Below are 16,118 nucleotides of genomic sequence, written 5' to 3'. Positions count from 1 at the left end.
ATTTCAGAAGATTGTTTTATTTCAGTTTTTCCATAGACATTGCACCCTTTTCCATCGGTAATAAGAAGAGTATATTTATCGGCGGGTAGATTTTTAATAGTAGGAGTAGTCTCCCCATTACTCCATTGGTAGGAATAGTTTCCAGTACCGCCTGTTACAAGGGCAGAAAGAATTCCGCTATTACCATTATAGCACGATATGGTATTTGCGGTAATGTTTAGTTTCAATTCTTCTGGGTAGGAGAGTGTATAAACGGCTTCTGTGGTATTATTGTTTTTATCTTTGATAAGAACTTTATATGTTCCTTCGGATAGATTGGCAAGTTTATTTTCCGTAGCATTTGGAATATCTTGGAATACACCACCGTTGGATATTTGCCATTGATAGAAATAATTTTTTACGCCACCTTTTACATCAGCGAATAAAACCCCATCTTCTGCTTCATCAGGGATATTATTTTGGTTATGATCGTTTTTAGAACGATAATTATTGTTAATATTACAAGAGATTACTTCCTGAACCTTAATATTGACAATTAACGGCTCAGGCTGAGAAACATTAAATACTTTGGAGATAATTCCACAATGATTCAAATTAGAAGTTGCAACGCTATAATTTTTATCTTTTACAGTAAGGTAATAAGTCCCAGCAGGGATATTTCCAAGTTTTATGGTAAAAGGCTGGTTAGTATTATCTGTTATGATGTTGGATGTTATAATTTCTCCATCAAGAGCGTTTTTTCTCCATTCATAGAAATAACTTCCATCGGAATTAGGTGTTCCTCCCGTTACCCTTACGGAGATATATCCATTGCTTAGTCCGTATCCTGTTGGGGTAAAAGTTTCAATTTCTGATAAGGCAATAGGATTTTCAGGTTGTGTAATATTTAAGGTAACTTCTTTTTCTAGATTTGAATTTGTAGGATTTTTAGCAATACAAAAATTGGTATCCCGAACCTTTACGGCATAGGTTCCTGCATCAAGATTTTTGATAGTTGTAGAATTTCCGTTATTAAAATTAGTCCAATCAGCAAAAGGCTGTCCATTTTTTGTAATAAAATATTGGAAACTACCTTGTCCACCACTTGCCGTAATGGAGATTTCGCCATCACTTCCTGCGTGGCAATAGACATTTTTATGGGTAGCATCAAAGGTAACGGTAGTAGGTTTTGTAACCTCAAAATTAAAGGAATGAGCAGCACCATCGGTATAAGTGGCATTACCTAAATAATTTCCTAAAAATTTGAGTTCATATCTTCCAGCAGGAATATCGTTAAGAGTTATTGAAGTACTATTTTGTAAATCCGTTGAGATATTTCCATTTCTAAAGGTAGTTCCTGTATCCTTGTTTGTAAGGACATATTCCAAACTTTCATTTGGTAAGAGTTTTCTATCAAAATTGATAAGTACAGAGCCATCTTCACTATCAAAACATTTGGTAGGAAACACTTGGCTTGATGAAATATGTGGAGCCTCTTTATAAGAAATAAAATGAAAAATATTAGATTTTTGAACTACGCCATTATTTTGGCATTGAGATTCAACCCAAACGGAAATTATTTTTCCATAGTCATTTTCTGAAATGAATTCACTAGCAGGTACATCAAGAATAGGATTATTATTATACCTTGGCGAAAAAGATTTTGGAGTTTGTCCAGCAATACTATATTTCCAAATGTAGTCAGAGTTTTCTAAGTTACTAGGTAAGGATATTTTTAAGTTTTGCTCACTTCCTAAAATATATTGACGGGAAGGGTTAAAATTAATTTTATAAGTAGGAAAAGATTGTATCGTAACATCTCTAGTAACATGAAGAGGGTTAGAGAAAAACTGATTTGTACAAACACCATTGATATTTATAGTCGTTCTATCATGATTGGGACCACCATTACATCCAATCCATGTTTCCCACCTATTTATAGAATAGATTTCAACTCCTCTTATTTTTTTACTTTTACTATACAATTTTTCGTGGTTGAAATGCTGATTCCAAATTCTACCATCCCAAAGATTTTCTTTACTCCCATTGTCATATATAATATTTAATTCTCTTAATCCATAAATATCTCCGCAAGCTTTAGGGTCTTCACCTTGATATCCTTTAATTATTAGTTTATAATTGGCTTCTCCTTGTAGAGATATCTGCCCCCAAACGACATTGGATAGCACAATTATCCACAACAATAAAAATTTCTTCATATAATGTGTTTTTTAGTAATCAACAGTAATTTTTTCAGTTTTAGCCACTTGGTTATTTTGTAGCATAGGTTTTATAAGGTAGGTATAAGTATTTCCTACTTGGATATTAGGATCTTCTATAAAATTCTGTGTTCCAGATAGCGTTCCCCAAAGTGTAGGTTTTTCAGTTCCTTTTTGTCTATAAACAAGAATTTCCGAAATATTCTTTTGAGTGGTTTTCCAGATGAGTTCAATCTGTTTTTTGTCTCTATTGATAGAAGAGGACAACCCACTTAACGCTGATATAGGTTCTAATCTCACACTTCTAAGGCTTAATTCCAAAGATTTATCAGAAATTAATTCGCTTTTATCAATGGCTAAAAGATAATAATTATACAAAATATCGGCCTCTACATCTTTATCTGTAAAGCTGTATTGAGGTTTTATATCTTTGGTTTCGTAGATTTTTTTCCAAGATTTATCATTTCCTTCTTTGGCTTGTCTAAAAAGCTGATGAACCGCCACATCATCACTATAACTTTTGTACCAATGTAGGGTAATACCACCATCACTTTCCAGTTTGTATTCTGTAAATACAGGAGCTTGTGGGCGTACTTTATCAGGTTTTTCCAGTTCTAAAATTTCCGAAGGAGCTGACTGGTTTTTTCTATTGTCGGTGGCCGTAATATAGTAATAGACTTTGGAATTCAAGTTCTCCAAAACAACATTATCTTTATAAGAATTTTCAGTAATAGCTTGTGGGGTTATTCTTACCATTTCTTCACCTTTTTGTATGCCACGGAAGATATGATATCCCTCCAAATCCTTCTCCGTATTGGCTTTCCATTCCAAATGGACGACACCCGTAGAGTCTATTTTTCCTTTGAACTGGAGAGGAGTTTCAGGTGGTGTAGTATCATTAGGTTGAGTAAATATAGCGAAAGATTCTCGTTTGTCGCCATTTTTGGTAATGGCTTGAATTTTAAAGTAATTAGAAGGAGCAATGCTTTTAGACACGATTTGACGCTCAGTTACACCAATATTATTTTTGATTACTTTATAGCTATTGGTATTATCCGTTTCGGAATGTAGGAGTTCAAAGGAAGTAATATCTTTTTCTGATTCTTTTGGAAATTCCCAATGAATAGAAACATCTTCATTCTCCAAAATATTAAATTTATCAATGATAGGGCTAACCTGCAAATCTGTTTTTCCACTTCCTGACACGATATCAGAGTATGGACCAAAATCTCCAAAAATAGTTTTTCCTCTTATTCTATAATGTGCCAATTTTCCATTCTGAGCCAAAGAATCCACATATATCATACCTTGGGTTTGCTTGGTATCGGTATCATTCATATTCATTACAGGAAGATTATTTAGCAGAGAAAAATCTTTTCCATTTTCAGATTTTTCAATGAAATAAGAGGAATAGATATCTCTAAGTTGTAAATATTCCCAAGATAGAATCACATTTTCATTTCGGAAAATCCCTATAAAATCAAGAGGTTTGGGCAGCTCGTAGTTAGGGGTAATATTGGCCACAGCGGTTCCTTTTTCTATGAGCAGTGCGGAACTGTCTTCCGATTTGGGATTCAGTATAACCGTGTATAAATATCGCTCGTTAAGCTTGACCTCTTTATCTGTAAAGCCCCAACCTGCCATTTTTGCGATTTCAAAATCCAAATCAGCAGACATTAGAGCATAGGCAAATCTCTGTTCTACTTCTTGGGATTTATTGATAATCCCTTGTAGTTTATCTTGGTTTTGTCCCATTTCTACTTCAAAACTTTCCCCAAATAGAGATTGAGCTACGATGGCTGCATTATCATTTTTCTCTGCTAAGTTCATCCATTCTTTTTCAGGGGCAGGGAGAAAAATGCCTAAAACCTTTTCTTCGGGTATGGAGAGTAATTTTCCATCTCGCATTAGGGTATATCTTTTGAGTTCAAAGCCTATTTTATTTGCTTTTTGCCAGGCCAAAGGTTCATCTACTGCCCAGCGGAGGGAGATTTCTGTGGGTTTAACACCTACTTTTACCTGAATACGAGGATGGGGTAGTTTTTCTTCTTTTGATTGTTGAGCAAAGGAAGAAAAAGAAGAGAATAAAAATACAAATATAAGTAGGTAAAATCTTGTCATTCAGTATAAAATATGGTATTGTATATTGTTAAAACAAAGGTAATATAAATTGATATGTTGAGCCAAATTTTTTATCACTAACTCTACAACACGAGGAATGAACCTCAAGGGATTAGGGCTTTAATTTTTTACAAAAGTAATAAAAGTGGGGTAATGTATGGTTTATATTTGTTGGAGTATTTGTCTTATTTTTATTGATAATCAGTTTGTTATTTTTATAAAATTATAATATCACTAACTTTGGAACATTACCATAAATATCTACAGAGAGCGTGGCTAATCTAAAAAGAGAAAAATATTATGTTAATGTGATTTCCATTTTTTATATAGCCAGAGACCGAAATTATAATCTTCTTCATCCTCCGTATAACCCATTCTATCCATTTTGCCCCAAGAAGGTTGATAGTATAATATGCAAAAAATAATCTCATCATTTGTTTTCCATTCAATTTTGCATTCATATATATTAACTCTCTCGTAAGATAAAATAGCATTTTTAGGTAATTCTATCCATTGATTTTTGAAAAAAAATCTTTGTTTTATTTCACGTTCTTTGAAAAAGGTAGGGAATTTTTTGTAATGTGATGTGAAAAATAGATGAATTTAAAAACTTTAATTACTGATTATGAAATATCATTCTATAACTACCTTATAATCAAGTTCAAAAAACTGAAAACCTGTGATATTATTTTCTTCAATGGCTTGTTTTAAGCGTTCGGATATAATATTCTCTCCTAAAAAACTTTGCATAGAAAAAAAATCAATATTATTATTTAACACAAGTTTTTTAACAGGTACATTGATTATTTCACACCCAGACTCTTTAAAAATCCTTCTTGTTTGAATAATTAAATCTTGTATATCAATTATCCTAAAGTCTATTTTTTGATTAGGGTCAAAAAATAGACTTTTATTAAAGTCTATATAATTGACCAAAGTATTAAAAAATTGTTCTCCTGAAAATTGAAAAATATAATAATCTTTTTTTTCTTCTTTATACAAAAGTTTACTTTCATAAAAAGTATGAGGATTGGAAATTTTAAAGTTTTCTAATAAATTTTTTAGTTTCTCAGAAATGAGCCAGCCAGGTATTTGACTACCAGCTCCTATAAATTTATGAACATCAAATAAAGCCCATTCCCAGTATTTTTCTTCATCAAAACTTTCTAAAACAAAATAATCAAAAATGGGGGCGTTATGAAGAATACCACCTTTATCCATTGCCCAAAAATATTCATTGGCATTAGTTATATTTTCTCCTTCTGCTCTACTTGCAATTCTGTCTTCGTAAAAACTTTTTATTTGAATTTTATAATATTTCATTTTGTTTGTATTTAAAAATTAATAATATCATTTACATTTTTGTTTCCTAATAAAACTTCTCGTTCTAATTTTTTATGAAATATTATTCTACAACCACCTCATAATCAATATCAAAAAACTCAAAACCTGTGATATTATTTTCTTCAATGGCTTTTTTTAAATTTTCAGAAACTATAATATCTGAACTTATTGGATTTAAAGGGAAAAAATCAAAAAACTCGGTTAGTACAACTTTTTTTATTTTTAAATCTTCATTAAATTTGTCATACATTTCTTCATTAATATCAGACCATTCTTCATAAGATTTAGCAGAATAATTTTGGTTATGTATGTAGAAAATACTTTTGGGAAAATCAACATATTGCATTTTATTGAGTTTTCTATAACTTGCAATAAATTGAAAAATCCAATATTTTAGTTTTTCGCCTTTGTAAAGAAGCCGTGTTTCATAAAAATGATACTTGGGAGTAATTTTAAAATTTTCCAATAAAATTTTAAAATTTTCTGATATGTAAAAATTATTACCGCTAGGTGATTCTCCTATGAAATTGTGTACATCTTGCAGCCGCCATTCCCAATCTTTTTCTTCTCCAAAACTTTGCAAATGGAAGTAGTCAAAAATGGGAGCATCTTCTATAATTTCTCCTTTTCTCATTTTATCAAAATAAAACGCTCCGTTTGAGACAAACTGGCCATTGGCGTGTCCTAAAACTTTATCTTCTTCTTCAAATCTCCGTTTAATCTTTATTTTATAGTATTTCATATTTTAAAAATTTTTGATATCATTTACATTTTTAGTTCCCAATAAAACTTCTTTTTCAAGTTTATCTTTTGTGTCTATAATTAGTTTTTGAATTCTTTCAAAAGCTTTTTTACTTGTTGGGGCATTTTCTATTATAACGGAAATATTTTCACTAATAGCATCATTGTAATTTTTATGACTTGTATGTCCGTTGATATCTAAATTTAAATTCTTTTTTTGTAGCATCATTCCATTGTCAATGCCATTAAAATCAAATTTAAAATTAGGGTCTGCTTTTTTCAAATCAAAAAGTAATTGCCTTAAATCTGGATTTGTTTTTAAAACATCAATAGGTATAATATGGTGAGCCTCAAAGGTTAAGGTGCTTTTGTCGTATTTTGCAAAAGTGTTTTTAAACCAATCATCAAAATTGCCTTCTTTTACAAACTTGTCAAAGTATTTTTTTGCATAGGCTTTGCTTTCAGGAAGGTCTATGATGTTTTTTCGTATAGAATATCGGTTTTTAGCAATATCATCAACGAGCTCTTGGGCGGTATTAAAGATTTTCTTAGCTTTCGTTTCCTTAATATTCTCCCCTACTTTTTTAATTCCATCATCTATATTGTTGGTCGCTTCTTTGAGTCCTTTTGTAGCTCCACCGCCCATAAATAGGGAGGCAATGGCTACGGCATCTTTCCCTACGGTATGGTTTACAATGTAAGATTTATCACTAGTATAATTATTTTTCTTTTCTTCATAAAAATTAATAGCAGCATTTTTTATACTCTCAGGCGTGATATTCTTGACCCTATTCCATAGACCTTCCCGTACATCTTTTTGGGTGGCTACATCATATCCTAGTTTTACCAGCTGTGGGTAGTTGCTTATTTCTTCCACTACACCATCTCCAACACCTGCAAAGGTAGGAGGAATGTGTATGTTAGACTGGTTATATCCTTCATCTTTATTCCAGTAAGATTTCGGTAAGGCAGCGTTTTCCCAGACACTACTTCCTAAATCACCCAAAGTTTCTAGCCACTCTTGGCCGTTCATGTCTTTTACATAAAATTCGCCACCGTCTTCGGTTTCTTGCCTTTGATATAGAGATTTCTTGTCATCTAATCCTCCCAGTTCATTTAGTTTCTCTTCAGCTAATGTTTTTATTTGCTGTTGTATGAGTGTTTTTTGTTCGGCTATTTCGGTGTTGAAAGGTTTTCCAGTAAGTTCTACTTCTACTTCATACTTACCAGTTTTTTCATTTTTATAAACATCTATTTTGTATTTTTTGTCTGCTGTCTTTCCTCTAATAGAGGCTATAAATTGTCTGTTGCTATTCTTTATTTTCTTCTCACCAATTTCCTTTTGGGGTATTTCGTTGTTACCACAAACAGCAGATGGAAAACTAATAGATTCGATAATATCAGAAGCGGAAAACTTATCCTGATACTTGATGTAAGAAAACTTATTGTCTGATTTATGCTTAAAGTCGAAGTTTTTTATTTTGATAAAGTTTACAAAATGGGGTTCTGTAACTTTTGCGGTATAGTTTAGGAAGACAATGTCTTTTTTTTCAATAGTTTGATTTTCGATATTGTATTTTGTAGTAGTGTAATTTTTATTTTCTATTAAATAATATCCATCAAATATATCACCCCCACTGCTGAACGCAGATTTAAAAACATAGTATTTGCCATTTTGTTTAAATCCATATAACGCACCATTTGGATAGCTGCCGTATGAATGAGTATTATTTACATTGATATCTAAGCAATAATGATAAATAATAGTACCTTTCGGAAGAGACAATAGCTTTCCATCAGGTGTTATGAAATTTTCTTCATTTTCTAAAACAAAAGTAGCACCATCTACTTTTTCCCCCTCCTTTTGTTCTTGGAAGGAGTAGATTTTGAGTTTAGGGTCATTGATTTGTTTCCATTCAGGGAAAATAAAATTGGTACCCTCAGCATAATCCATTATGCTGGAAGTATCGCCTTTGTTTAAGTTTTTGAATAGTTTAAAAGGATGTTCAAGTTTGAGTGCTCCGTGAGCCAGTTCGTGGGCGATGGTTCTTGCGGACTGGTTGAAGACAAACCCAAATTGTCCATTGAGTCTCATATACCCACCTTGCCCAGAGGAAGAAGGTTTATCAGTGACGAAGATATAATACTCCAGTCCAACCTCTTTATTATCAGCCATATATTTACTGATAATATTATTTTGAGCCTGGCTGTAAGTAGATAAATCTCCGAACTCATCTTCTGTTGGGAGTTTGTTATTTACTAAAAAGTCTTTAATATCAAATTCAGGTTTGGTAGTAATATCCATATTGATAGCAACTTTGCTATAAATATTTTTAATTTGGGCTATTGTTTCATCGGCTATTTTTACTCCCGTAGTAGGCACGAGATTTAGCTTGATAGTTTTCGGTGAGATATGCACGAGGTTGAATACCCCAGCGATTTGATACTTTCCGTTTTGTTTTATTACTGCCTGAATTTCCTCTTTATCGTAGCTATAAGTACCTTTTAAAGTCAGTTTAAAATCATTGGTTCCATCTATTTTCTTTGCTTCAATAGCTACACCTTTCGAGGTTTTAAAGATAAGGCTATCGGCCTTTACCGAGTCATCAGTAATGGAGATTTTAGCAATAAAAGGTTCAGTTTCTTTATTTTCAACGGCTTTGAAAGGGATTATATAACCGCTAATTTCCTTATAATCATCGGAGATTAATTTTTTAGGTTTATCAAAGGCGTATTTTGAGTTTGAAGCATTTTCAAAGTCTACTTTTATACCTTTTGCGGTAATTGCATTGGCAGAGCCGTTGGCATCCACGCCATCGGTATTTTCAGGAGTAGATTTTCCTCCATCGGTTAGTGTTCCCCCAGAGGTTATATTCCCATCTTCATCTACTTGCCATACATTTCCGTTTTTATCTACAATGGTATAGTCTCTTCCAGCAGGGAGTTCTTGCGTACTACCTGTTCCAGAGCCAGTGTCATCATTATTTTCTTTACCATTATCACCTATGATGATGATTTTTCCCGGAGGTGGAGTGGCTATAAACTGAACATTGGAGACATTATAATCGAGCGTAATATCTTTGATGCCAGCATCGCCAAAGAGTTCTCCTAACCCTGTGGAAGCAAAATGAACGGCCGATTCATTCGGGTCATACTCAGTTTCTACGGTACCACTAATAAGTTTTTTATCGGAGTTTATGGCAATGTTTTGGAAAGCAACTTTTATTTTGGTATCAGCAAGGTACGGTACTTTAATAAATCCAGTACCTGTAAAGATACCATTGCTTCCTTGAGCTTCTATGATAGTAACAGGAAAATCCCCAGCGGTAAAGGTATCATTGGCGACTAATGATTGCCTTAGAGGTTCCTTGTTGGAGATATCTACGGCAGGCATTACGCCACATTGGAAGTTATTATTTTGTAAATCTTGGCTATCTGTGGTAAAAAACTGCACAGGGCTAAAGGCATAAGCATTATCGGAAGATTGTTCATCGGATAATGTTTGGGTTTGCCCACAGACCGCCCCTACGCGGTATTCGTACTCGGTAAGGTCTTCGAGGCCACTAATAAACGCGGAGTTTTGATAAGCTTGGGTATGCATCCACGGAGTATTAGTACCTTTTTTTCGGTATTGAATTTTATAGAGCCCAGCAGGATTACCTAAGAAATTCCATTGGATTTCTACTCTTCCTCTGCCTTTGTTTTTGGCCATTAGGAAGGTAGGAGTTTGGCAGTTTTCTACATAATCGAAGAAGAAAATTTCAGAGAGGCCATTGTTTTTATAGTTGGCACTTTGGATTTGATGATTTGGAAAATTGTTAAAATTGTCAAAAGGGTTTGAAGAAAAAGCCTGCACTTGCCAGGCGTATCTTCTTCCAGGGATAAGCTGAGTTTTATCGATAGAATAGTATAGATTCGGAGCAAATGTTTCCTCTTTCCAAAGGACCGGGGAAGCAAGGAAAGCGGAGATAGGGCTTTGGTTGGTATCCCAAATTTCCTTTAAGATAAAGTTGTATTTAGTATTAGGAGCGACTTGCCTTGGCATCCACTGAAAAAGTATTCCCGAGGCATTTCCGTAAGGATTAAGAGCTTGAATTTTCTCTGCATTTTGCGGGATATTGAGCTGTGGCGGGTCGTATTGATTAAGGAAAACGGAAGCACAGGCTTTCTCGGATAGGTTATTTTTAGTATAGAAATCGTAAGCTTGAAAACAGAACTGATAGAGTCCTTCAGGAAGAGGATTGGCGTACTGCTGAGGATTTAAACCATTGATATTTTGAGGGTCAAAGAGGTGTTTTATTTGAGAGCTTGTAAGGGTGATGTTGGCCCCAGGAGTAAGCAGGAAAGGCTTTTGCCCAATGATAAACTCGTTAGACTGGGCGATAGGCTGAGCGTTGAGCCCTGCTTGCAAAAAGAATTTAATTCCTGTGTGATGCTGTGGTTGTTGTAAGTCCGTCATCAGGATTTGGAGTTGCAATTTGCTCTCGGGAGCGTGGGCATAGTCTGCAAGTTTTAGGCTATATGGAGGCGTGATAACAGGAATGATACGCACAGGGTATTGCTGGGCGTGACCCACCAATGGTAGTATAGCCAATATGAACAGACCAAGTAATAAGAGTTGCTTTTTAAACCAATTAGCAGTATTGAGTTTTAGATTTGTTGTCATTGATAAAGTAGTTATAAAATTCTACTAAAATTCAAAATTAAATTCTTTTTGTGAGCCCAATTTATTCCCAGGTAGGATGTACTGGGCTTTTGCTCTGTATTTCATCTTTGGAATTAATCCAAAATCTGATTCTATGAGCCTTCTAATGTTAGAAGGTATTTGCTGAGCAGGAGAATTAATGTATTTATTAGCCGATTTAGAAACGAGTTCATACCAATCAGCTTTATAGTAGGAGAATAGATCATACTGATAAGGGAAAGTTTTTCTCAATAAGGAATTTCCTTTATCATTTTCCAAGAACATCAGATAAGAGGAGAAAATAGGGAACGCTTTTACAGGAGGAATTCCCGCAAAATCATCTTCTCTTTCTGCTCTATTAAGGGTAAGTCCATCGATAGGATATTGATTGTAGAATAAGTTTTTAAATTTATTGGCAAACTCATCATCCATCAGTGCCGTAATCTGAATTAGAGGCTTATTATCTGTGTATTTAGAGCCTATAAGTTCTGTGATGTCAAAATATTCTTCTCCATTCATATCGTTTTGGAGAGAGATTACATCTGAACTTTGTTTAATCCAAAGATGACTTAATTTCATAGCAGATATTTTGTCTCCCAAAGTATTGTATTTGCTTGTTCGGAAAGAGAACGAAAGCCTTTCAATACTTCCATCTTTGGAGATATTTTGAGCCATTTTCTTTTGACTTTCAGAGGAAATGCTGCTTGCTTCTTCCTCCTCATTATTTTGAGAATCCAAGGTTCCAGAAGACGCTAATGTTTTATCTTCTTTTGAAGAGTTTTCAGAGGCTGTATTGTTGGTATTAGCGTTTGTATTTTTAGCAATGATACTGAAAGAATATTGAGTTTGTTTATCCAAATCAGGTAAGGAGAAATTGACGATATTATCTCCATTATTGTAGGAGAAATCGGTGTTTTTTGTATGTTTCTCTTGTTTGAATTGAATAAAATTCTTCCAAGTTGTATCATCAAATAAATAATCTTGTCCTCTTTTGAGCTTGATATATCCTGTATTGGTTTCCTTTCGGTATAAGTTTTCTTGCTCTACGACAGGATAAGCATACTGAATATTAGAAAGCGGAATATGGTTAGGAGCTGAGCCTGTGGTAAAAGATCTTTCTTCTACTTCGGTAGCTTTTTTGCCATCTACCATTACAACTTGATAGATGCCATTTTTTCTTTCCATAAAACTTACTTCCACCAAGGCTTTCATTGTTTTATTTGGAGGTAGAATATCCTCGGAAATGAAGTTAGCAATATCCTTAGAATTAGCGTATTCTATATTTCCTTTTATTTCTTTACCTTGGTCATCAATGATGGTCATTTTTTCTACTACCACTTTATAAGTATGGTCTCCATCATCTTCTGGAATTACGATAGGCTCATTTACTCTTACGGCAAATGTTGCTTGAGGAATGGCAAAGACATCTACATTAGTATCGTCTTTTTTAGGCGTTAGGTCGGTAATGATTTTCATACCACCAAGCACAGATTCTTTTTCCAATTTACATTCTTCTCCGAATTCCATTTTAAAACGGAATCTTCCTTTCACCAAGCCTCCTAAAAGGTTGTAGTGTCCCCCGAGATAGCTTCTTACCCAATAAGGATTTGGACCTTTAGCTTGAAGTAAAGCAGCTACGCCTGCTTTGATGATAGGAATTTTCTTTCTTATCATCCAAAGTTTTATTTTAATGCCTAACTCCCCTTGTAGATAGGCGTATGCCTGTCCATTGGCATACCAACCATTGATTCCTATTTGGTCTCCTCCTCTATTGGTACATTTAGCTTCTCCGTAATTTTTGAGCATTATATCGGTTCCTAATCCCGCTTGAAATCTCGCATAGAGGAAAAGAGCGGTCATATCCCCAGTATCAAATTTGAGATGAGTCCCGAAGGCAAAACCTTTCCCCTCTCCTAGGGCATTAAGGTCTTTCATATAATCGATATCATTGAGCTGAACGCCCAATATTTGAGCCACTTCGGCAGGAGGTGGAGGGCTGGCAGGAATTTTACTCCCTACCATAAAATAACTATTGGATTGTAGATGGAATTTGCCAAAGCCTACTTTAAGTCCAATCATTTTTTCAGGAGAACCAATATGGAGATACCATTCATTAGGAGCAATATGCAGAACTGCCCAGCCAGCTTTTCCGTTAGGTCCTACCCCAGTGATGATATTATTAGCCACATTAATACTTACATCAAGATTGGCGTGGAAAGTACTATTGTTAAAATCATAGTTCATTGCCAGTTTGCCATAAATAGCTCCATCTATTTTTTCAACGGTAGGATATTGCTGATCAACATCATTGATATCCAAAACTCCTTTTAGCCTTGTTTGTTCTTTGATATCATTAATAAATTTAGGTTTGGATACGATTTGTTGGAATTTATCCTGAATGCCTTGTATTTTTTTAGAAGGAATGAGTTTGGACAAATCACTCATAATAACGGCTTCTCCCATAAATCCGATATTGGCAATACCACCATTAGGATTAGTAGAGATATTAAAGCCCGCCACGATGTTAGAAAGATTTTTATCTCCAACAGCCCCATAAACTCCAGCCCTAAGAGCCAAGCCAACAGACTCATCAGGAGTAAGAACCAGAGCTTTATCTTTAAAAGCAGGGTTAATCGTCATATCCCTATCGGGAATCATACGATAAAAGGCTCCACCGGTGAATCCAGTAATATTAAGAACAGAAGTTTTAATATTAAGATTATCGACAGTACCTTCAAATCCCCAATATCTAAAAGTACTGTATCCAAAAGCAGCATTCACTTTGATTTCTGCATTTTTCAAAGCCTCTATTTTTGCAGAAAGGTTGGCCATAAAGCCATTACCATAGAGAGGGTCGTTTTTCATCAGTTGGAGTTCTCCCGATACGGTTGCAACGCCAATATCTACATTTCTTAGAGCAAGTTTAGAGAGAGAAAATCCATTGTATTCCCATTTTTGTCTGCGATGGTTGTTGGAGATAATTCCATTGATTTTCATTCCCCCAGAGGCAGAAAATCGTTGTTCTTGTAGTCCTACGGTTACTTCAAAAGCGAGGTTGGCACTGGACTCATTAGCTTCAATAAAGATATTTTTTATACTGGCAGGAAATCCTGCAAGTTTCTGTTCTCCCTGTACTCCGAAGTATTGAGCGGTAATGAAGGGAGCTTTGGTCTGTAAAGTAAGAGCCTCGAATTTAATTCCTCTAAATTCAGCTTGTTTTTTTGAGGTTGGTTCATTTTCTGTATTTTCTTTGGCAGAAGCATTAGCAGAAATTGCTAATTCTCCGTGAAGAATAGCTTTGGGTAAAAACTCTCTATTTTTAACGGTCATTTCAATAGAAGAGCCAGGTTTAATAGTTGCTTTGGCACTCCAAATATCAAATTTAATATCATTGAGAGAGGTTACAGAAATGAGATACTGTTCTTCGGAGATAAACCCTTTATAAGCAAGCGTATTACGATTATTAGTTCCATTAGCATTATCATCATTGCTATTAGAGGTATTGTTTTTAGAATTGGTATTTTGAATAGGGAGAGCAATTCTTCCTTCTAGGTTGGCCCCTACGATTTTAGAAGCAGAAAGTTGAATGCCTATTTTATCAAGCGAATAGTTCCACGCATTTTCTGTGCTGGTTAATCCTTTTTCAAGGGGAAAAATATTATTAGCAGAGAAATGCCCCGAAACTCCATAGGCGTCTATAAGTAAATTTTGCCCTTCAAAAGATACAGGAGTATTGATATGGTCTTGGGTTTTAAATTCCTGAGGGAGGCCAACAAAAAGTGATTGCACAAAAAGACCCCGCCAGGATTCTGTACCTCCAATAAGATATCCATAGGTATGATAATCTTTTGGAAATACAACGGAGGGGTCAGTTCTTAGGTCGCTTAAATCAAGGATGGCATTATTGACAAAGAAAGAAAAATAGCCTCTATCCTTATTTTGAGTTTGTGAAGTGATGGCAAAAGGCGATAAATCCACTTTTACCAATAAATCATTCCAATCCGAGGCTTTTAGAGCAAAACCACCCTGTACTCTATTCGTTTGTCCGTTTTCTGTTTTTTCGGGGAGAATTTTACCATTATTATCCAGTGGAAGTAAAACCTCTCTTGAAATTTGAACATTACCTTTTATGGCAAGTTCTTTAAATCCATCACAGTCAATGGTTACATAGGTATTATCATTGATGCTTTCACCAGTGCTTTTATTGATGGTTCCACCTTCTAATGTGAGAAGCCATTTATTAGAATTAAAAGGGATATGAATATTCCCCAATAAAGATAATTTAGCATCTCCTATAATCTGTCCATTGTAGGAAAGTTTGATATTTTCTGCACCAAAATACAGTGTTTTTTTTCCTCCCTCAGCTCCTGCTTGTGGAGTGACAATTCTGGCATAGACATTAATCAGAGCATACTCGGGAGTGAATTTGACTTTTGTAACCACTAACCCATACTGTACATTGGACTTATTTTCTACAATTCCGATAGGAAGTTGGGTCAGTTCATTAGGATTAATTCTATTGGTAAGATTATTTGTTTTATCCAGCAAATCAAACGCTCCAATGGCTTTACCTGTTTCTTTGTCAGTTTCAGAAGAGTTGATTACATTAATATCGGAAAATATATCAGTGTTGTAAGCGTAGGCTGAATAAGCAAAAAATATGAATATAAGAGAGAATAGATTTTTAAGCATATAGAATCTAAATGATTTACGCAAAAGTAAAATATTTTATTGAAATTGAATACATTAAAGTAAAAAAATAGAAGGACATATAGTAAAAATACATTCATATATCACTAAAAATAAAACACTGCAATTGGAGAAACTGGTAAGGCAGTCGGAGGATAAATCCATATTCTATGATAAAAATAAAGAATTTTTATAAATTATTCTGTTGTTAATCAATGATTTATTGTTTTTAATGTGAGAATGAACTAGGTTTTTTGTTGTAAATAATGTATAATTTTAAGTAAAGATTTAATAACAAGAATTTTTGACAAAATTCTTGTTATAAACTTTTTGTAGTTTTT

The 16,118-nt window shown here is 34.2% G+C and carries 6 protein-coding genes; all 6 read right to left on the bottom strand.

Annotated features, from left to right (window positions below):
• Nucleotides 1–2,198: SprB repeat-containing protein (locus tag BLS89_RS09310; protein WP_092737781.1), on the bottom strand; the 2,198-nt coding region annotated here is incomplete at its 3' end.
• Nucleotides 2,199–2,210: 12 nt separating this feature from the next.
• Nucleotides 2,211–4,319, bottom strand: a complete 2,109-nt coding sequence (locus BLS89_RS09305; RefSeq protein WP_092737779.1) for a fibronectin type III domain-containing protein — start codon at nucleotides 4,317–4,319, stop codon at nucleotides 2,211–2,213.
• A gap of 633 nt (nucleotides 4,320–4,952) precedes the next feature.
• Entirely contained in the window at nucleotides 4,953–5,642 is a 690-nt protein-coding gene (locus BLS89_RS09295; RefSeq protein ID WP_092737775.1) for a hypothetical protein, read from the bottom strand.
• 82 nt (nucleotides 5,643–5,724) lie between these two features.
• A complete protein-coding gene (locus tag BLS89_RS09290; protein WP_092737773.1) occupies nucleotides 5,725–6,405 on the bottom strand; it encodes an imm11 family protein in 681 nt (226 codons plus the stop codon).
• Between the two features lie 3 nt (nucleotides 6,406–6,408).
• Entirely contained in the window at nucleotides 6,409–11,070 is a 4,662-nt protein-coding gene (locus BLS89_RS09285; RefSeq protein ID WP_092737771.1) for an AHH domain-containing protein, read from the bottom strand.
• 24 nt (nucleotides 11,071–11,094) lie between these two features.
• Nucleotides 11,095–15,804: a hypothetical protein gene (locus BLS89_RS09280; RefSeq protein WP_245688976.1), complete on the bottom strand. Its 4,710-nt coding sequence runs from the start codon at nucleotides 15,802–15,804 to the stop codon at nucleotides 11,095–11,097.
• Nucleotides 15,805–16,118 lie beyond the last annotated feature (314 nt).

It is taken from the genome of Riemerella columbipharyngis (genome assembly GCF_900101995.1).
GTDB lineage: Bacteria > Bacteroidota > Bacteroidia > Flavobacteriales > Weeksellaceae > Riemerella > Riemerella columbipharyngis.
This window is presented reverse-complemented; position numbering and strand designations above follow the sequence as displayed.

What these genes read in the sequence shown, in the direction of transcription:
- BLS89_RS09305 (WP_092737779.1), bottom strand. Translation starts at nt 4,319, where the DNA reads ATGACAAGATTTTACCTACTTATATTTGTATTTTTATTCTCTTCTTTT.
- BLS89_RS09295 (WP_092737775.1), bottom strand. Translation starts at nt 5,642, where the DNA reads ATGAAATATTATAAAATTCAAATAAAAAGTTTTTACGAAGACAGAATT.
- BLS89_RS09290 (WP_092737773.1), bottom strand. Translation starts at nt 6,405, where the DNA reads ATGAAATACTATAAAATAAAGATTAAACGGAGATTTGAAGAAGAAGAT.
- BLS89_RS09285 (WP_092737771.1), bottom strand. Translation starts at nt 11,070, where the DNA reads ATGACAACAAATCTAAAACTCAATACTGCTAATTGGTTTAAAAAGCAA.